The following is a 19,588-nucleotide window of genomic DNA, read 5'->3' on the forward strand; positions in this document are numbered from 1 at the left end:
GTTTCGCGGGTGAGCGGCCGGTGGGCAGATGCCCAATTTGGGGCCCTATCCTGTGCCGATGCACCGACTCTCCGCGCAGGACCTGCGCCGTAGCCGCACCTACCTGTGGGCCTGGTGGGCGGGCTGGTTCGTGCTCGCCATCCTCTGCGGCCTCGCGCTGGGCGCCATGCAGCTGGGCGACGACGTGGTGCGCCAACCGCTCGGCTCCACCGGGTACGTACTCATGGGGCTGTTCCCGGCCTGGCTCGGCACGGTGGTCACGCTCCACTGGGCGCCGCGGCTGACGTTCGCCTTCGGGGCTCTGCTGGGCGTCCTGTTCGAGGCCGCACCCGTGCACGCTGACGTGCGCGGCCTCGGCTGGGTCGCCACCGTGTTCGCCGTCGCGGGGCTCTTGTGGTTCCTCTGGCGCGACTCCCGCAGCACTCCCCACGGCCCCCACGTCGTGCCGGCCAACGGGACGCAATGGGAGGGCTCGTGGGCGGCCGACGACGCGCGGATCGACGCGAAGGTCGGCGCCCTCGTCGCCGGGGCGTTCGCGCTGCTCACGCTGATCGGGTTGGGTGTGCACCACTTCATGCTCAGCGACGTCGCGGCCTTCGAGGCGCGGGCCGAACTCGCGTCGGGCACCGTCGTGGAGCTGATCGAGGACCCGTACGAGATGGTGGTGGAGGTCGGCGGGCAGGAATTCACCTTCGAGCGGTTCTACACCGACGAGGAGCAGGACGAGCCGCAGCCCGGCGAGGCCATCGAAGTGCTGATCGACGGCGACAGGGCCACGCCGGTGGGCCAGGGGCAGGGGAACCCGGCGTTCGTGCTGGGGATCACCGCCGTCGCGCCGCTGCTGGGTGCGGCCATCGGCCTGCGTTTGGGCACGCGGCGGTCGCGGCGCCGCGCACTGCTCGAGCGGGGCGGTCCATCGGCGACGGTGCGGCTGCTGTGGCTCGAGGAGTTCGATGCGCTGGCGCTGCCGGTGGATGACACCGTGCCCTCGTTGCGGCTGATCAACCTCACCGGGTTGCGGGAGCTGGACGCGGGGGAGGAGGGCGACGAGGAGGAGCGTCCTTCGACACACGCCGCGGATGATGGTCCCGCATACGACGACGACGGCCCGGAACTGCCGGTCGGCGCGTTCGAGATCGCACAGTTCATCCGGGAGCAGGAGGCCGACGAGTTCGACGACGAGTTCACTGCCGAGGAGCGCGCCAACCTCGAGGCCTTCCTCGGGCCGCAGAGCGCCGCCAACGGCGAGCCGTTCATCCTCGTGGGCAACTGGGCGCAGGGCTCCACCGTCGCACTGCTGCGCGAGAGCGGCGAGGTCTGGTTCGCGGAGGTCGCGGCCGGGCGGCCCATCACGGATCGCCGCGCCGTCGTCGAGGCAGGCGTGCCGTCGGTAAAGCATCGGGCCGTCGACCGCACCATGCGGGCCCTGCCCGTCTGGGCGCACCGGAACGCCGGCTGGCTGCGCTGGGCGTTGGCGTGCGGTGCAGGGCTGGTGGCCGTCCTGGCGTTGGCGCTGTTCATCTGGGACGAGCCCGTGGAATGGCCGGTCGTGTTCCTGGTGCTGATGGCCGCGTCGGCGCCCTGGACTGCCACCCAGTGGTCCGAGGGCAGGATCTCGGCCGCCCCGGCGGGGCTGCGGACGCACGGGGTGTTCCTGGACGAGGTGTTCGGGCGGGACCGGGCCACCGTCGTGGTGCCGGTGGACCACTCCGTGGCGGTGCGGTTCGAGCGGCCGGACGAACTCATCAACCTGGGGGTCGACGTGGTGGCGCCGGGGGAGGACGTCACCGCGGAGCAGGCGGCTGAGCTGGTGAGGTTGATGATCTTCCAGTCGCCCGGCTCCGGGCGGAGCTACCGGGCGCCCGCGCCCGGGTTGGCCGCCGGTGTGGGCGTGGTGCTGGTGTCGTTGTGGTTGATCTGGCCGCTGGTCGGCTGAATGGGAAAGGCCCCGGAGCGATCAGGGCAGATCGCTCCGGGGCCTTCATTCGAAGGGTTACTTGAACATGACGATGTTGTTGAACACCCACTCGTTGCTCTGCGAGAAGGTGTAGCCACCTGCAGGCTTCGCGGTTGCGGTGTACACCGTCGTCATCGTGTAGGAGCGGCACGCGCCACTGCCGGTGGCGGCAGTGTCACATTCCGTCTTCCACTGACGACCAGCGGAGGTGAACTCGCCTGCTTGGCCGAGCGGGTTGCCCGTCCACGCCGCGCGGTCCATGTACGGGAGGTAGGTGAGGTTGTTGAACGCCCACCCCGTCTTGCGCACGAACTGGCCGTTCTCGACCTTGACCACGGTGGCCCAGATCTCGGTGCGGCAGCGCTCGGTCTGCGAGTAGTCCTCACAGGTGGTAACCCACCGGCGGTCGTTGAGCAGGTACGCGCCCGGCTTCGTGTACGGGGCGCTCGGCACGAACGTGTCGGCGGGCTTCGTCGGGGTCACGGTCGGCTTCACCGACGGCGACACCGAAGGCTTGGGCGACACCGAAGGCTTGGGCGACACCGAAGGCTTGGGCGACACCGACGGGCTCGGCGACACCGACGGGCTCGGCGACACCGAGGGCGACGGCGACGGCGAGGGGCTCGGCGACGGCGAGGGGCTCGGCGACGGCGAGGGGCTCGGCGACGGCGAGGGATCCACGACCGGCGCGGTCACCGTGAGGGTGAACTCGACGGTGGCCTTGTTGCCGGCCTCGTCCTCCACGGTGACGGTCACCTCGTGGGTGCCGGCAGCCGCAACCGAGCCCGAGATCGCGCCGGTGGCGGCGTCGATCGAGACGCCGGCGGGCAGCCCCACAGCGCTGTACGTCAGCGCGGTGGAGACGTCGTCGGTGGCCTGGATCGCGACCGAGACGGCCGCGTCGGTCTCCACCGACACGTCAGCGACGGCGGTGATCACGGGAGCAGCGGTGTCAGGAACCACCACGGTGTCGGGAACGGCCACCTTGGCGGCGAGCTCCGCGATCGAGACGAACTGCGTGCCCGAATCGGTCTCGGCGGTGATCACCCGGAGCCGCAGGAAGCGTGCAGTGGTGTCCACCGGCAGGATCTTCGTGGTGTTGTCACGCGCCATCGTGCCCTGGCCGATCAGCGTGAGCGCATCCAGCGAATCGCCGGCGTACAGCTCGTACTGACCGATGCGGCCGTTGACGCCGCTGGTGCGCGGGGTCAACGCGAGGTAGGAGATCTCCAGCGGAGTCTCGCCGACGGTGAGGTCGATGTCGAGGGGCAGCGTGACGCTGGTCGCCCAGGGCGAGTGCCACAGCGTGGTGACGTCGCCGTCGAACATCTTGGACTGGTCCTGGCCGCTCTGCGCCGGCAGGGTGCCCACCACGGCGAGCGGGACGGTGGCCGGCGGGTTCTGCAGCGGCAGCAGTTCGACGGTCAGACGCGCGGCGCCGTTGCTCTGGCCGTCGGCGTTGCCGACGGTCACCGGGAGGGTGGCAGACCCGGCGTCAGCCCAGTCCGGCACGGTCACGTCCACCGAGACGGTGGTGGAGGCGCCGGCGGCCAGGTTGAACTCGGCGGACGGAGCGACCGTCCACCCCACCGCAGCGGTGGGGGTGAGCACCAGGCCGGTGAGGTCTGCGGTGCCCACGTTGGTCACCTCGAACTCGACGGTGTTCTCTCCGCGGTTGACCGTCTGCGCGGCCGCGGTGACGGACACGGGCAAGCCGCCCAGCCAGTCGAGCGACACCTGCATGTAGCGGATGGTGGAGCTGGTGCCCTCGAACAGCAGGCCGTACGTGCCGGGCTGCGGGGTGGGTCCGTAGGCCAGCGGGGTCAGCGTCGAGTACGACATGGAGCCGGGCTCGAACACCTTGGACGTCGACCAGGTCTGGCCGTCGTCGTAGCTCAGCTTGATCGTGCCGTTGGAGCGCGAGGTCGCTGCCGCGTTGGAGAACAGCAGCATCTTCGCCTGGGCGGAGCCCTCCGGCGCGTTGGGGTACGCGCGGGTGATGGAGCCGTTGTTCGCCGGGTCGATGAGTGCGGTGTCGAGGTAGGACGGGCCGTAGTTGATGCCGCCGTCCTCCGAGATGGCGATGCGGCGGGCTCCGGTGCCGGGGGCGCGCGAGTTCAACATGACGCGGCCGTCGGACAGCTCGACCGTCTTGTTCTCGTCCATGCCGCGATCGGTGAGGTTGCCGGCCTGCCAGGTTGCCCCGTGGTCGTCGGAGTAGACCGACACGGCGTACAGGCCGCTCTGGCCGGTGACGCCCACGCCGTACTGCTGGATGAGACGTCCGGCGTGGTCGCCGTAGCGCAACTGGATGCCTTCGCCGGAGGAGGCGAAGCGGGTGTACCAGGTGCTCTCGTTGGTGATGCTGGGCGTGATGATGCGCGGTTCGCTCCAGGTCAGGCCGTTGTCGGCAGACTCGATCACCGCGGCGTGCATGATGTTCCGGGCGGTGGGATCAGTTCCCTCGACGGAGCCCCAGAGGCCGACGTCGTAGGACTTGACGAAGAAGTTGAAGATCTTGCCCGTTTCGCGGTCCACCACGTACGAGGGATCGGAGTAGCCGTGCTTCGGTGCATTGGGCTGGCCGGCGGCGATCACTGTCGCCTCTCCCCAGGTCTGTCCGCCGTCCTTCGAGATGCGCTGGACGATGGAGTTCGGGTTCGGCGAGTCGCCGCAGCCGCCGGGGCGACCGTCCCACGACGCGAGGATCCAGCCGTTGTTGGCCTGGGTCAGCGCCGGAATGCGGTGGCAGGTGAAGCCTGCGTAGCCGGCGGAGGCGAGGGTGACGTACTGGCCCTCTTCGCGCGGCGGCGGCGGGGCGTCGGTGATCGGGATCGCCGGAAGAGTCGCGGTGATGCCGGCCTGGAGGATCTGCGTGCCATCGCGGTCCGCGGTGGCGTCGAACGTGACAGTGGGGGTGAAGGACCCGGCAGCCAGGTCGGCCGCCGTGACGGTGTGGGAGGCGGTGGTGCAGGTGTTGGTGGCGCCGGCAGCCAGGCCCGCCCAACGGCAGTTCGGGGGGTTGGGCGGCAGCATTCCGGCGAGGTTCGACGTGCGGGGGAAGGCGGTGATCGACACGGTGGACAGGTTGGTGTACGTGGTGTTGAACGTCAGGACGTCACCGACGCGCACCGGGCTGCCCAGGGCGTCCGTGCGGGCCAGCGAGACCGTGAGGTACTCGACGGGCGCGGCGCTCACCGGGAGTGCGCCGTGGATGGTCACCACGACGGGGGTGCCCCCTGCAGTGGGCGTTTCCGTCCACGTCAGGTCGATGACCGCACGACCGGCCTCGGCGTCGGCAGCGGTGACCGTGTAGGTGAGCGCGGCCATCCCGGTGCGCGCGCAGTCGTACTTGCCGCCGGTGCCGCCGGGGAAGGCGGCCCAGTCGCAGCTGTTCGCATTGGTCAGCGTGGTCGACGAGGCGTCCAGGTTGCGCGCCGGGGCGGCGGCGTTGGACTCCATGCGGAGGCGGACGGTTACGACATCGCCGACCGAATACGCCGCCTTCTCTGGGCTCACAGTGCTGATGCGCACCTGGCCGTTGGTGTACGGGAGCCAGGCGCCGATCGGGGTGATCGTCACCTCGGCCTGCGCCGTCTGCGGCGCGACAAGGCCCATGAGGGCCAGGCAGAAGGCGAGGGCGGCGGTGAGCCAGAGCCTCGCGGTGCGCGTTATGTGCACGGTTTCTCCTCTTTGAGTGGGTTCCCGCATCTTATGTAAAGACGTCGGACGTCTGACCCACCCCTGGGGAGGTGACCAGGCCCGATGAGCGAAAAGTCGTCCTGAAGAATCGGTGACCCCCCGGTGCGAAGGCTCGAAAGGAGGCGTATAGTGGCGGTATCGAAAGCGATTCGTAACCCCAACGAAAGTGAAGTGATCGACAGTGACCGTCGAACGCGCAGGCCGCGAGAGCGAGATCATGTCGCGCCTCAGCGATGACGGCGCGCTCACGGTGTCTTCCCTCGCGGCGGATCTGGGGGTGTCAGAGGTCACCATCCGAGGCGATCTCCGGGCATTGGAGCAGCAAGGGATGCTCGTGCGCACCCGCGGCGGGGCCAGGCCCACCACGCTCAAATCGATCCTCCAGCGCGAACAACTCAACGTCGAGACCAAGACGCGCATCGCCGCGGCCGCGTCCGCCATGATCCGCGACGACGACGCAGTGATGATCGAGGCCGGCACCACGTGCGCCATGGTGGTGCGCAACCTCAGTGCCCGACGCGGCGTCCAAGTGGTCACCAACTCGGCGCTCGTCTTCAACAACGCGCGCATCAATGCCAACGTCAACGTCATCCTCACCGGGGGCGTCTTCCGCCGCGAGTCCGAGTCGTTCGTCGGCCCGCTCGCCGAGCGCGCGATCGGGGAGTTCAACGCCCGCATCGCGTTCCTCGGCACCGACGGGTTCTCCCCGGAGCGCGGCCTCACCACCCGGTTCGTCGAGGGCGCACAGGTGGCCTCCACCATGCGGGACCGCGCGGAGGAGACCTGGCTGGTGGCCGATTCCACGAAGTTCGGCCAGGCCGGTTTCGTCAGTTTTCTGCCGCTGAACGGCATCACCGGGATCATCACCGATTCCGGGTTGCCCGAAGGGGCACTGGAAGCGCTGCAAGAGCACACCCAGGTGTGCGTCGTCTAACAAAGAAGGAAAAACGCAATGGCAACCGTTGTAGTCATGCCGCAACTCGGCAACAGCGTCGAGTCGTGCCTGATCATTTCCTGGCAGGTCAAGGTCGGCGACGAGGTCGCTGTCGACGGCGTGCTGTGTGAGGTCGAGACAGACAAGGCCTCCATGGAGGTGCCGTCCACCGAGGCGGGCACCGTCCTGGCCATCCTCTGGGACGAGGGCGACGACGTCCCCGTCAAGGAGCCGCTCGTGGTGGTCGGCGCGGCGGGGGAGGATCCCCAGCCCGCGCTCGACGCCGCCGGCTGGAAGGGCAAGGACGGCGAAGCTGAGGAAGCCGGGTCGGCTGCTGCGCCTGTCGAGGCGCCTGCGGATGAACCTGCCACGTCGGCTCCCGCGTCCTCCGACCAGCCGCAGGCGGCTGGCTCAGGAAACGCCGGGACCAGCCCGCGGGCCCGCAACCTCGCCAACTCCAGCAACATCGACATCAACGCCGTCCCGCAGGGCTCCGGCCCCGGCGGCCGCGTGATCGAGCGCGACGTGCAGGCCGTCCTCGCGGCCGGCGGCACCACGCTCGCCGCAGCCCGCGCGGGTGCGCTCCCCGGCCAGGGCACCGGCCTCGGCGGCCGCGTCGCTACCGCAGACCTCGGCAAGGAAGCCCCGGCCGAAGCCCCGCAGGCCGCGCCATTCCTCACGTCCGGCGCCCGCGAGTACCCCGGCCCCTCCACCGCCACCCCGGTGAAGGGCATCCGCAAGGTCATCGCCGAGCGCATGATGCACTCGCTGGCCAGCTCCGCGCAGCTCACCTACACGTCGACGGCGAAGGCCGCCGGCCTGCTGGCCCTGCGCAAGAAGCTCAAGGGCTCGCCCGAGGAACTGGGCCTCAACAAGGTCACCATCGGCGACCTCGTCGGCTTCGCCGCCGTCAAGGCCGCGGCCAAGAACACCAACCACAACGGCCACCTCGAGGACGGCGTCTTCACCACGTATCAGAACGTGCATCTGGGCATGGCGGTGGACACCCCGCGCGGACTCCTCGTGCCGACGGTGCGCAACGCGTCGCAGATGAGCCTGCGCGAGTTCTCCACCACCAGCAAGGACCTCGCGTTCCAGGCCATCGACGGCAAGATCAACCCCGATCTGCTCGCCGGCGCGACGTTCACCGTCTCCAACCTGGGCGGCTTCGGCATCGAGAGCTTCACCCCGCTGCTGAACGTCCCGCAGGTGGCCATCCTGGGCGTCGACGCCATCTTCCCCAGGGCCGTCATCAACGACGACGGCACCGTCGGGGCGGAACAGCGCATCGGCTTCTCGCTCACCGCGGACCACCGCGTGATCGACGGCGCCGACGCGGCCCGCTTCCTGCAGGACCTCGTGCGCTACATCGAAAACATCGACATCACGGTCCTGGGCTGAGAGGGAAGAGCGGAATGAACGAATTCGACGTCATCGTGCTGGGCGGCGGCCCCGGCGGCTACATCGCCGCGGAGCGCCTCGGCCACGCGAAGAAGAAGGTCCTCCTCGTGGAGGCCGACGCGCTGGGCGGCACCTGCCTGAACGTGGGCTGCATCCCCACCAAGGCGCTCCTCAACGCGGCCAAGACCTACGCCCACGCCAAGCACGGCGCGAAGCTGGGCGTCAACGCCGGCGACATCTCGGTGGACTGGCCCACCATGCAGAAGTGGAAGAAGCAGACCGTCGACACCCTCGTGGGCGGCGTCGGTCAGGCCGAGAAGAAGGCCGGCGTCACCGTCGTCAAGGGCCACGGCACGTTCGACGGCCCGGGCAAGGTCACCGTCGACGGCACGCAGTACAGCGGCAAGCACGTGATCCTCGCCACCGGCTCGGTCCCCGTCATGCCGCCCATCCCCGGCTCCAAGGACAACCCGAAGGTGGTCGACTCCACCGGCATGCTCGCCATCGAGGAGATCCCGGCGCGCCTGGCCGTCATCGGCGGCGGCGTGATCGGCCTCGAGTTCGCCAGCCTGTTCGCCATGCTGGGCTCCGAGGTCACCGTCGTGGAGATGCTGCCGGAGATCGTGCCGTTCATGGACGACGAGCTCGCCGCGCAGCTGCGCAAGGGCCTCGCCGACGTGAAGTTCAAGCTCGAATGCAAGGTCACCGCCATCGACGGCGGCACCGTCAAGTACGTGACCTTGGCCGGTGCGGAGGAATCCGTCGAGGCCGACGTCGTGCTGATGGCCGTCGGCCGCCGCCCCCTCGTGCAGGGCTGGGGCGCGGAGAGCTCCGGCCTGGAGTTCTCCGGCAAGGGCATCGTCGTGGACGACCGGATGCGCACCAACCTGCCCAACGTGTGGGCCGTCGGCGACGTCACCGGCCGCTCGCTGCTGGCCCACGCGGCCTACCGCATGGGTGAGATCGCCGTCGCCAACATCCTCGACCCTGAAGCGCACCGCCGCGGCGAGATCATGCGCTGGAACACCATCCCGTGGGCCGTGTACTCGGCCCCGGAGGCGGCAGGCATCGGCCTCACCGAGAAGCAGGCCGCAGCGGCCGGCTACACGGTGGGCAAGGTCGTCGTGCCGGCCTACCTGTCCGGCCGCTTCGTCGCCGAAGAGGGCGTCAAGGCGCCCGGCGCCTGCAAGCTCGTCTACGACGCCGACAGCCTCACCGTGCTCGGCGTCCACGTGCTCGGCAGCTACGCCTCCGAAATGGTCTGGGGCGCCTCCGTGGTGCTCGAGACCGAACTCAGCATCACCGACCTGCGCCAGGTCGTCTTCCCCCACCCAACCGTCAGCGAACTGATCCGAGAAGCGGCTTGGGCCGCGAAGATCTGACACCAGGAGATACACACCCATGACCAAGTCACTCATCGTCGACCCGAGCAACGTACGTTCCGCGTCGTACATCGAATCACCGAAGGTTCCCGTCAACCAGTACACGCCGGATTTCGACGCGGAGCTCGCCAAGTACGGCAAGCAGGGCCTCGTCGACATCCTGCACGACATGATCGCCGTGCGTCAGTTCGAGACCATGCTGGATTCCATCAAGAAGACCGGCTCCTGGAACGGTGTCGAGTACGACCACCGCGGCCCCGCGCACCTGTCCATCGGCCAGGAATCCGCCGTCGTGGGCCAGGCCTCGCAGCTGAACCCCGACGACTACGTCTTCGGCTCCCACCGCTCCCACGGCGAGATCCTCGCCAAGTGCTACTCCGCGGCCCGCAAGCTGCCCGAAGACCAGCTCGAGAACATCATGAAGCAGTTCCTCGACGGCGAGACCCTCGGGTTCGCCGAGAAGGTGGGCTTCGAGAACCTCGCAGACCTGGCCGAGAACTTCATCCTCTACGGCACCGTCGCTGAGACCTTCGCCCGCTCCGCCGGCTTCAACCGCGGCCTCGGCGGCTCCATGCACGCCTTCTTCGCGCCGTTCGGCTCCATGCCGAACAACGCCATCGTCGGCGGCTCGGCCGACATCGCCACCGGTTCCGCGCTGTTCAAGCGCATCAACCGCCAGAACGGCATCGTGATCGCCAACATCGGCGACGCCTCCATGGGCTGTGGCCCCGTGTGGGAAGCCATGATGATGTCCGCCATGGACCAGTACCGCACCCTGTGGAAGGACGGCGTCGACGGCAACCCGCCCATCTGGTTCAACTTCTTCAACAACTTCTACGGCATGGGCGGCCAGACTGCCGGCGAGACCATGGGCTACGACATCCTCGCCCGCGTGGGCATGGGCGTGAACCCCGAGGCCATGCACGCCGAGCGCGTCGACGGCCTGAACCCGCTCGCCGTCGCCGATGCGGTCGCCCGCAAGCGCGAGATCCTCGAGAACGGCCACGGCCCGGTGCTCACCGACACCATCACCTACCGCTTCTCCGGCCACTCGCCGTCGGACGCCTCGTCCTACCGCACGCCCGAAGAGGTCGAGCTGTGGCAGGCCCACGACGGCCTCACGAACTACGCCAAGTACCTCGTCGACAACAAGGTCCTCACCCAGGACGAGGTGGACGGGATCCAGGCCACGTTCGACGAGCGCCTGACCAAGATCATCGCCATCGCCACGAAGGACGACGGCTCCAGCCCCCGCGTCGACACCGCGTTCATCGAATCCGTCATGTACTCCGACGGTAACGAGCCCTCGCTGGACACCACCCGCGAGCCGGAACTCCTCCAGCCGCTTTCGGAGAACGCCCGCGCCAAGTCGCTGCTCGCCAAGAGCCGCTTCTACAAGGACGCCACTGGCAAGGCGGTCTCCAAGGCCAAGGCCTACAACTACCGCGACGCGCTGTTCGAGGCCGTCGCGCACGGCTTCGCCACGGACCCCACGCTCGCCGGCTGGGGCGAGGAGAACCGCGACTGGGGCGGCGCGTTCGCCGTCTACCGCGGCCTCACCGAACTGCTGCCGCACCACCGCCTGTTTAACTCGCCCATCTCCGAGGCCGCCATCATCGGCGCCGGTGTCGGCTACGCGCTCTCGGGCGGCCGCGCCATCGTCGAACTGATGTACTGCGACTTCCTCGGCCGCGCAGGCGACGAGATCTTCAACCAGGCGCCCAAGTGGCAGTCCATGTCCGGCGGCCTGCTGAAGATGCCGCTGGTGATGCGCGTGTCCGTGGGCTCCAAGTACGGCGCCCAGCACTCGCAGGACTGGTCCGCGCTCGTGGCGCACATGCCCGGCCTGAAGGTCTACTACCCCTCCACCCCGTTCGACGCCAAGGGCATGATGAACCTGGCGCTGCGCGGCACGGATCCCGTGGTGTTCTTCGAGTCGCAGTTGCTGTACGACGTGGCTGAGCAGTTCGTCGAGGACGGCGTGCCGGTGGAGTACTACGAGGTGGAAGAGGGCCAGCCCGTCGTCCGCCGCGAAGGCGCGGACGTGACCATCGCGACGCTCGGCCCCACGCTGTACCGGGCCATGGAGGCCGCAGAGATCCTGGAATCGAAGTATGGGGTTTCGGCGGAGGTCATCGACCTGCGCTTCATCGCCCCGCTCGATCTGACGGTGGTGCTGGAGTCGGTGAAGAAGACCGGCCGCCTGCTGCTGTCGTCGGACGCGGTGGATCGTGGCTCGTTCCTCCACGATGTCGCCTCCCGGGTGCAGACCCTGGCGTTCGACAGCCTCGACGCACCGGTCACCGTGGTGGGTTCGCGCAACATCATCACGCCCGCCGCTGAGCTGGAGAAGCTGTTCTTCCCGCAGCCCGAGTGGATCGTCGACGCCATCCACGAGCGGATGCTCCCGCTGAAGGGCCACACGCCCGAGTCCAACCAGACCGACGGCGAAATCGTCCGCCGCGCGAAGCTGGGCCTCTGACGACGGTGGGCCGGGCGCCGCTCCGGTGTCGCCCGGCCCACCCCCTCGCAGACCGCCCGTGACGTCGCAGACCTGGGCGTGACGTCGCAGACGGCCTGCGGGGTCGCAGACAGTCCTCTGTCTGCGACGTCGGCCGAGGTCTGCGACGTCCGACGGAGGTCTGCGACGTTCGGCCGAAGTCTGCGAAGTGCGCAGCGATGCAGTGAAAAGGAGAAGCATGACCACCACGATCAACGACCCGAATGCCACCCCGGTCGAGCGACTCGACGCGCTGCGGGAGCACCTCGCCACCAACCCGGACTTCCCGCCCTTCGTGACGGAATCCAACAACCACGTCCACACCATCTACAGCTTCAGCCCGTACACCCCGGCCATGGCGGCGCTGCGGGCCCGCGAGGCCGGGCTGACCGTCGTCGGCTCGGTCGATCACGATTCGGCCGCCGGCGCCGCGGAGATGACGGCGGCCGCTGAGGCCGTCGGGCTCGGCTCGGTCACCGGCTTCGAGTGCCGCGTCTACGTGCACTCCGCCGACGACGTGGCGGCGGGTCGCGCCCCGTTCCACGACCGGAAGCTCAACAACCCGGACACCGCCGGCATCGTCTACATGACGGTGCAGGGCATCCCCGCCTCGTCGCGCGACGCGGCCGCGGAGTTCCTCAAGCCCATCCGCGAGGCGCGGCTGAAGCGCACCGCCACCATGGTGGAGAACGCCAACGCGATCCTGGAGAAGCTCGGCGCCCCGTTGATCGATGTGGAGACCGACATCGTCGGGCGCTCGCAGTTCCTGCTCGGTGGCACGGTCACCGAGCGTCACCTCCTGGCCGCGATGGCGGACAAGCTGATCGCGCACTTCGGGCGCGGCGGGTCGCTGGTCGACGGGCTCGCGCAGCTGGGGCTGAACCTGTCCGACAAGGTCAAGGCGCAGCTGGCCGACGTCGACAACCCGCACCTCACCTTCGACCTCCTGGGCGTGATGAAGGCGGAGTTCCTCGACCAGATCTACGTCATCCCCGAGCGGTTCGTGGACGGCGGCGAATGCCCGACGATGGCTGAGGTGATCGCCTTCGCCAAGTCGATCGGGGCCATCCCGTGCTACGCGTACCTGGGCGACGTCACCGCGTCGCCGACGGGGGACAAGAAGGCGGAGAAGTTCGAGGACGACTTCCTCGACGAGCTCGTCGAGTTCCTCGGCGAGATCGGGATGCCGGCCATCACGTACATGCCGCCCCGCAACACTCCTGAGCAGATGGCGCGGATCGCTGACCTGGCGGACCGCAACGGCCTGCTCGAGGTGAGCGGTGTGGACATCAACACGCCGCGCCAGGTGTTCAACTGCCCCGAGCTGCAGCGCCCGGAGCTGGACCACCTGAACGACGCCACGTGGGCGATGGTCGCCCATGAGCGGCTCGCCGAACACGACCGTTCGCTCGGCCTGTTCGCCGAAAACTCGCCCTTTGCCGGGCTGCCGCTGAAGGAGCGCGTTGCGCGCTACTCCGCCGTCGGCCGGGAAATGGTCCAGGACGGCCTGTCCGTCGCCGACGCCGCGGCGCGGCTCATTCCCTGAGCCAGCCGCCCGGCTCAGGAACCGTTAAGGAGAAACCCATGACCATCACCACTATCGCCCCGATGGTGCGGGGCGCGTACCTCGCCCGGCACGGCGTCCCCGTCGTCCTCACGCTGAGCGACCCGGCCGAGCCCGCCGTGCCCGTCAGCCTCCAGGCGGCCTCGATCGACGAGCTGCCCGACGCCCTCCAGGGCGCCGAACTCCCCCTCCCCGCTCAGCTCGCCGTCGAGGTGGCGGGGGAGAGCTACTCGTTCGCCGTCGAGACCCTCGGCGACGTCTCCGTCCTGCCCGACGCGAAGTCGGCCGAGGCGCGTTCCGCGGCGTTCCGCTCCGAGGTGGTGGCCGGCAAGGTCGCCGTCGTGACCGGCGGCGCGCAGGGCTTCGGCGCTGAGATCGTGCACGGCCTCGTCGACTCCGGCGCGTTCGTCTACATCGCCGACCTCAACATCGACGGCGCCACCGCCCTCTCCCAGGAGCTGGGCACCGATCGCACCGCGGCCATCAAGGTCAACGTCGGCGATGAGGACTCCGTCGCCGCGATGGCTGAGGAGATCGCCCGGCGCACCGGTGGCCTCGACCTGGTCGTCTCCAACGCCGGCGTCGTGCGCGCAGGCCCGGTGTTGGAGCAGGAGTTGAAGGACTTCGCCTTCACCACCGACATCAACTACACGGCGTTCTTCCTCGTCACGAAGCACCTGGGTCGCCTGCTCGCCGCGCAGCACCGCACCGCGCCCGAGTGGACCACCGACATCATCCAGATCAACTCCAAGTCCGGCCTCGTCGGCTCGAACAAGAACGGCGCCTACGCGGGCTCGAAGTTCGGCGGCATCGGGCTGGTGCAGTCGTTCGCGCTGGAGATGGTGGAGCACGGCGTCAAGGTCAACGCGATCTGCCCGGGCAACTTCTACGACGGCCCGTTGTGGTCGGACCCGGACCGCGGCCTGTTCGTGCAGTACCTGCGCTCCGGCAAGGTACCTGGCGCGACCACCGTCCAGGAGGTCCGCGACTTCTACGAGGCCAAGGTGCCGCTGCGTCGCGGCACGTACGGCGCCGACGTGATGCGCGCGGTGTACTACATCGTCGAGCAGGCCTACGAGACGGGCCAGGCCATCCCGGTCACCGGCGGTCAGGTCATGCTGAGCAGCTAGGGCTGGGTGAGTACGTCGTCGCGGTCCGTCGGGTCAAGCCCGGCGGACCGCGATTGCGTTCTGGGGGATGAAAGCCGAGGTTGCCTCCGCCTGCGCTGGGCAAGGCAGCTAGCGCGTGAGCTCGTGCGGGCCGGGCCCGGCAGGCGGTCTCGGGTTGCTGCTGGGTTTGATGCCGTCTTTGGGCATGAACTCAGCACTTGAGCTGGGCGCGATGTTTCAGTGCTGGGTTTGGTGCCATTGACGGGGTCAAACTCAGCAGTGAGCTGCGACGGCGAGCCGGGGTGGCCTGACGGGCTGCGGTCGCGCCGGCCTGCCGCGGTTGCTGCCTTGTCCAGCTGCACCCGATGCCACCGAAGCCTCAGTGCAGCGTCAGGTCCTAGCTATTGTTGTGAGGTAAGACAAAAACACTGGAGGGACATGTACCCCGAGCAATCGCCCCAGCCCGATCCGACGCTCGCGCACCGCCGCGCCGCCCGCACCCTCACCCTGCGCCGCGCCGACGGCACGCCCCTCGCCGACGCCGAGGTCACCGTCGAGCAGACCCGGCACGAGTTCGGGTTCGGCTGCATCGGCTTCGACTTCCTCCCGCTCCACAACAACGAACTGGAGCCCGACGGCGACGAGGCCGGCCGCCTCACCGCGCTCGCCGCCCTCTGGCTCGACGTCTTCAATTGGGCCACCCTGCCCTTCTACTGGGGCCGCTTCGAGCCCGAACGCGGCAAGCCCCACACGGAGGAGCTCCGCCGCACGGCTGAATGGTTCGCACGGCACGGCGTCACGCTCAAGGGGCACCCGCTGGTGTGGCACAGCGTCGACGCGAAGTGGCTGCTGGACCTCAGCACCGACGAGATCGAACGCGTGCAGCGCGAGCGCATCCGCCGCGATGTCGCGGATTTCGCCGGCCTCATTGACATGTGGGACGCCATCAACGAGGTGGTCATCATGCCGGTCTTCACCGCGGAGCAGAACGGCATCACCCGGCTCGCGCGCAAACTCGGCCGCGTCGGCACCATCCGCCTGGCGTTCGAGGAGGCCCGCGCCACCAACCCGTCGGCCACGCTCCTCCTCAACGACTTCGACATGTCCAGCGCCTACGACACCCTCATCGAGGCGGTCCTCGAGCGCGGCATCCACGTGGACGCCATCGGCCTGCAGAGCCACATGCACCAGGGCTGGTGGGGGCCGGAGAAGACCGAACGCGTCCTGGAGAAGTTCTCCCGCTACGGCCTTCCGCTGCACTTCACCGAGATGACGCTGGTCTCCGGCGACCTCATGCCCAAGCACATCGTCGACCTCAACGACCACGTCGTCGACTCCTGGCCCACCACCCCCGACGGCGAGGCCCGGCAGGCCGAGGAGCTCGAGGCGCACCTGCGGCTGCTGTGGCAGCACCCCAGCGTCGTCTCGGCCACGTACTGGGGGATCTCCGACGTCGACGCCTGGCTCGGCGCCCCCGCGGGGCTGGTGCGGCTCGACGGCACTCCGAAGCCGGCCTACGACGCGCTGCGTCGCCTGGTGAAGGAGGAGTGGTGGACGCCGCCGGCCACGCTGCGGACGGACGCCGAGGGTCGGCTCGCCGTCGAGGGGTGGAAGGGGCGCTACCGGGCTGTCGCTGATGGGGTCGCCGTGGACTTCGACCTCGTCGACGCCCAACCTGAGGACCTGACGCTGCGCTGAGGCTTCGGCCGCATCGGGTGCAGCTGGAGAAGGCAGCAAACGCGAGGCCGGCGCACCCCAGACTCGGCAGGCGACCCCAGCACTCCGTCGCAATTCACTGCTGAGTTTGAGCCCGTCTATGGCGTGAAACTCATCACTCAAACCAAGGGCCCAGCGCCGGTGCTGAATTCATGCCCAAGGACGGCATCAAACTCGGCACCCGGCCGAGAGCCGCCCGCCGGGCTCAGGCTCTGCGGCCTCACGTGCTGGCTGCCTTGCCCAGCGCAGGCGACAGGCGACCTCGGCTTCCAACGCTCAAGCCACACGAGCACCACTCCGCTGATAGCCCAGGAAGCGCGACGACGGGCGGCAGCCGTCAGGTCGACCAGGTTTGGCCTCAAAGACGCAGCCTCGCGACAGGCGGCGCGGACCGCAGCCCGGCAGGCGACCCCAGCACACCGTCGCCCTTCACTGCTGAGTTTGAGCCCGTCTATGGCGCGAAACTCATCACTCAAACCAAGGGCCCAGCGCCAGTGCTGAGTTCATGCCCAAGGACGGCATCAAACTCGGCAGCCGGCCGAGAGTCGCCCGCCGGGCTCAGGCTCTGCGGCCTGACGCGCTAGCTGCCTTGCCCAGCGCAGGCGAAAGGCGACCTCGGCTTCCAGAGCTCAACCCGCAGGAGGGCCCGGAACTGACACCCGTCAGCCGCCGGGCCCTCGTCCCGGGCCGGTGTGTGGAGGTCAGCGGTGCTGCTGGGCCATCCACTGCCAGATGTGCTGACCGTTGTGCTGGGGGTCGTTACGGGCGACGTAGATCCAGGACCAGTGCCCCATGAACTGGTGGCCCTGCCACGTCACCGTGTCGTACAGCGTGACGATGTCGTCGTCGATCAGCGCCGCCGCCCGCCCGGTGTTGGGTTCCCACGGTAGGACGGTGTCGTCCTTCGAGTGCACCAGCCACGTCGGGGTTGAGCTGACGCTCTGCAACTCAGCGTCGGTGAAGAAGTTGGGCGTCGCACCGGGACAGATGGGGACGATGGAGGCGAACTTCTCCGGGTACTCGACCGCCATCTTGAGCGACATGTAGCCGCCGTTGCTGCAGCCCAGGACGTGCACCCGCTGCGGGTCGATCTTGTGGTTCGACGCGAGCAGCTCGTTGACGAGCGCGGCGATCTTCGGCGCGAAACCGTCGCCGTCGGTCATCCACGCGCTGGGCGACTGCGGGGCGACGACGTACGCGCCGCCGAAGATCTGCTGCGCCTCCGGCGTCACGAAACCGACTGCGCCACGGTTGCCGCGCAGTTGTGCCTCGTTCGTCTGGCGCGCGCCCATGCCGCCTTCGCCGCCTCCGTGCAGCCATACGATCAGCGGGTGCTTGCCGCCCTGGCCGTGGCCGTTGTTCCTGGGGGTGAACAGGCGGTAGTTCAGCCCGGAGATGGAGGTCCCGTAGCTGAAGGCGTCCACCTCGGGGTTCGTCAGTTCACCTTGGACGAATCGGGCGATCGTCACCTGGCGCAGGTTGCGCAGCCGGAGCGGGGCGTTCTGCGTGATCGTGTAGGTGAGGTTGAATTCGACGTTGCGCCCGGCCGGGACGGTGTAGCCCAAGGTGGCGCCCCCTGGAACGCCCTCGGCGGTTGCCAGTTCGAGGGTGATGTTGCCCCGGTTGTCGATGCGGGCCGCGGTCACGTCGCGTTGGACGTCGTAGGTGCCGAGGGTGAGCTGGTTCGAGGAGGCGGGGAGCGGGCTCTCCGCCCGTGCAAGCACCGAGAAGGTCTCGAGGGTCAGGCTCGAGGGGTCGAACTGTCCGAGCACGCCGGCCCGGATGGTCAGCGACGTCACCTGCTCGCCGCCGTCGAGCACCGTGGCGTTCAGGTCGAAGCCCACCGAGGTGGACGCCGAGGCCAACTGCGGGAGGGCGGCCACTGCGGGGATTGCTGCGGCCGAACCGAGCAGGGCACGTCGTGTGAGGGGTTGCATCATTCCGAGACTCCTTCGTCTGGGCTGGGATTTGTCCAACGCATCCGCCGTGGGCCTCGTCGTGGAGGTCGTGGCGGACATGATCATTACCCGGCCTCGTGGGGTGCAGGACGGAGGGCCGCTGCATGATCGGACGCCTCGGCGGCACAATCGGTCGTCGCAGGGCAGGGGCTTGGCACCACATCCAGCGCTGGAGGGCTCAGGATGTCCGGCAGCACAGTGCGCGTCGGAGCTGATCCGGCCAGCCGCCCCTCCCCAGGACGGTCGCCATCTGGCGGGCGGCGGCGCATGCTTCCTGATTCGCGCCGGTCCAGCCATAGCGCAGGGTCCGGCTGTCGTCCTGCACGACGTTGAGGTTGTCCCGGTCCATGTCGCGCGTGGCGTCCTGGTGGTCGGCCAGCCCGTCGAGTTCGAGGATGAGCTTGTAGTCGCGGTAGATCCCATCCACACGTCCGGCCTGGCGGCGAACCTGACGCTCCGGGATGGGGAGGCCATGGGGGACGAGGACGTTGGTGTGGAACCGCCACTCCAGCGCGCTCTCGATGCCCTTCGCTGCCTCGGTGCAGAGTTGGGCCAGGACAGCACGGTGCCCGACGCGCGACCGGCCGTCGACAGCCTCGCTGATCCGCTGGGTCGTCGTCTTGTCCTTCGCCAGTGCCCTGGCCACTGCGCTGACGGTTTCGTTCTCGTCCCCAGTGTCGGCGATGTCGAGGAGCGCCTCCTCCACCGACGTCCGAGGCAGCGTGTACAGCCGTCTGCGCTCGCCTCTGCGGAAGGTGATGCGCCACTCGTCGAGGGCGAAGTCATGATGGTCGGTGGGGACCCAGATGGTCACGTCGGTAGGAGCCTCGCGGACGATGTCGTACACGTGCCCGGCCGCGCGGCCGCCGACCGCCGCGTGCTTGCCTCCGCGGAGGATTCCCGCCCAGGCGGCCGCTGTGAACGACGGCGCCCCGAGGAGGTACAGCCCTTGAGCCACCGGCCGCCAGCCCTGCGCCATGCGTGAGATGACCTTGCGGCTCAGCCCGCCGTCGAGGAGTTGCCGCGTGCTGAGCACCCCGGCCTGGTCTGCGGCCAGTTTCTCGAGGGATGAAGAGAGATGTTGTCGATGTCGCACGGCGCCAGTCTGTGCTCGCGTGGGTGCGATGGGGAGGGGATGGCGGCAACGGACAACACCTCAGGGGCAACTGACAACACGAAGGTCCTCTGGGACAACACTTGGCGCGGGTTGGACAACACCCTGTGTGGCCTGAGCCCGGCAGGCGACCTCAGTTCGCCGTCGGGTTTCATCGCTGAGTTTGAGCCCGTCTACGGCGCCAAATCCAGCACTGAGGCCGAGCGGTCGACGCCAGTGCTGGGTTTGTGTCTGAGGACGGCATCAAAGCC

Annotated in this window: 11 protein-coding genes; 8 read left to right on the forward strand and 3 right to left on the reverse strand. The window is 68.8% G+C overall.

The window, feature by feature from the left end; translation table 11 throughout:
* Nucleotides 1-58 precede the first annotated feature (58 nt).
* Nucleotides 59-1,936: a hypothetical protein gene (locus C3E87_RS10810; protein ID WP_076062648.1), complete on the forward strand. Its 1,878-nt coding sequence runs from the start codon at nucleotides 59-61 to the stop codon at nucleotides 1,934-1,936.
* Nucleotides 1,937-1,993: 57 nt separating this feature from the next.
* Here the strand turns inward: C3E87_RS10810 and C3E87_RS10815 are convergent, their stop codons facing one another.
* Complete coding sequence (locus tag C3E87_RS10815) at nucleotides 1,994-5,638, reverse strand: exo-alpha-sialidase (RefSeq protein WP_076062650.1); 3,645 nt, start codon at nucleotides 5,636-5,638, stop codon at nucleotides 1,994-1,996.
* A 202-nt stretch (nucleotides 5,639-5,840) separates the two neighbouring features.
* On the opposite strand from C3E87_RS10815, the gene C3E87_RS10820 reads away from it, so the two are divergent.
* The 7 genes from C3E87_RS10820 (at nucleotide 5,841) to C3E87_RS10850 (ending at nucleotide 16,247) form a co-directional block, all read left to right on the forward strand.
* Nucleotides 5,841-6,593, forward strand: coding sequence for a DeoR/GlpR family DNA-binding transcription regulator (locus C3E87_RS10820; protein WP_233120790.1), 753 nt, complete (start codon nucleotides 5,841-5,843; stop codon nucleotides 6,591-6,593).
* Nucleotides 6,594-6,611: 18 nt separating this feature from the next.
* On the forward strand, nucleotides 6,612-7,994 hold the full coding sequence (locus tag C3E87_RS10825) for a dihydrolipoamide acetyltransferase family protein (protein ID WP_076062653.1): 1,383 nt from the start codon (nucleotides 6,612-6,614) through the stop codon (nucleotides 7,992-7,994).
* Nucleotides 7,995-8,008: 14 nt separating this feature from the next.
* A complete protein-coding gene (gene lpdA / locus C3E87_RS10830) occupies nucleotides 8,009-9,376 on the forward strand; it encodes a dihydrolipoyl dehydrogenase (protein ID WP_076062655.1) in 1,368 nt (455 codons plus the stop codon).
* A 19-nt stretch (nucleotides 9,377-9,395) separates the two neighbouring features.
* On the forward strand, nucleotides 9,396-11,858 hold the full coding sequence (locus C3E87_RS10835; RefSeq protein ID WP_076062657.1) for a thiamine pyrophosphate-dependent enzyme: 2,463 nt from the start codon (nucleotides 9,396-9,398) through the stop codon (nucleotides 11,856-11,858).
* 217 nt (nucleotides 11,859-12,075) lie between these two features.
* The gene (locus C3E87_RS10840; protein ID WP_076062660.1) at nucleotides 12,076-13,422 is read left to right on the forward strand and encodes a histidinol-phosphatase; all 1,347 of its coding nucleotides are present in this window, start codon (nucleotides 12,076-12,078) and stop codon (nucleotides 13,420-13,422) included.
* Between the two features lie 38 nt (nucleotides 13,423-13,460).
* Entirely contained in the window at nucleotides 13,461-14,570 is a 1,110-nt protein-coding gene (locus tag C3E87_RS10845; protein WP_076062662.1) for an SDR family NAD(P)-dependent oxidoreductase, read from the forward strand.
* A gap of 417 nt (nucleotides 14,571-14,987) precedes the next feature.
* Nucleotides 14,988-16,247, forward strand: a complete 1,260-nt coding sequence (locus C3E87_RS10850; protein WP_076062664.1) for an endo-1,4-beta-xylanase — start codon at nucleotides 14,988-14,990, stop codon at nucleotides 16,245-16,247.
* A 719-nt stretch (nucleotides 16,248-16,966) separates the two neighbouring features.
* Here the strand turns inward: C3E87_RS10850 and C3E87_RS10855 are convergent.
* Together C3E87_RS10855 and C3E87_RS10860 are read right to left on the reverse strand one after the other, a co-directional pair.
* On the reverse strand, nucleotides 16,967-18,205 hold the full coding sequence (locus tag C3E87_RS10855) for a PHB depolymerase family esterase (protein WP_076062667.1): 1,239 nt from the start codon (nucleotides 18,203-18,205) through the stop codon (nucleotides 16,967-16,969).
* 196 nt (nucleotides 18,206-18,401) lie between these two features.
* Nucleotides 18,402-19,319 carry a type IV toxin-antitoxin system AbiEi family antitoxin domain-containing protein gene (locus tag C3E87_RS10860; RefSeq protein ID WP_143571002.1) on the reverse strand — a complete coding sequence of 306 codons (918 nt, stop codon included), beginning with the start codon at nucleotides 19,317-19,319 and terminating at the stop codon, nucleotides 18,402-18,404.
* Nucleotides 19,320-19,588: the final 269 nt, after the last annotated feature.

It is taken from the genome of Tessaracoccus sp. ZS01 (assembly GCF_022342445.1).
In the GTDB taxonomy this organism is placed as follows: Bacteria; Actinomycetota; Actinomycetes; order Propionibacteriales; family Propionibacteriaceae; genus Arachnia.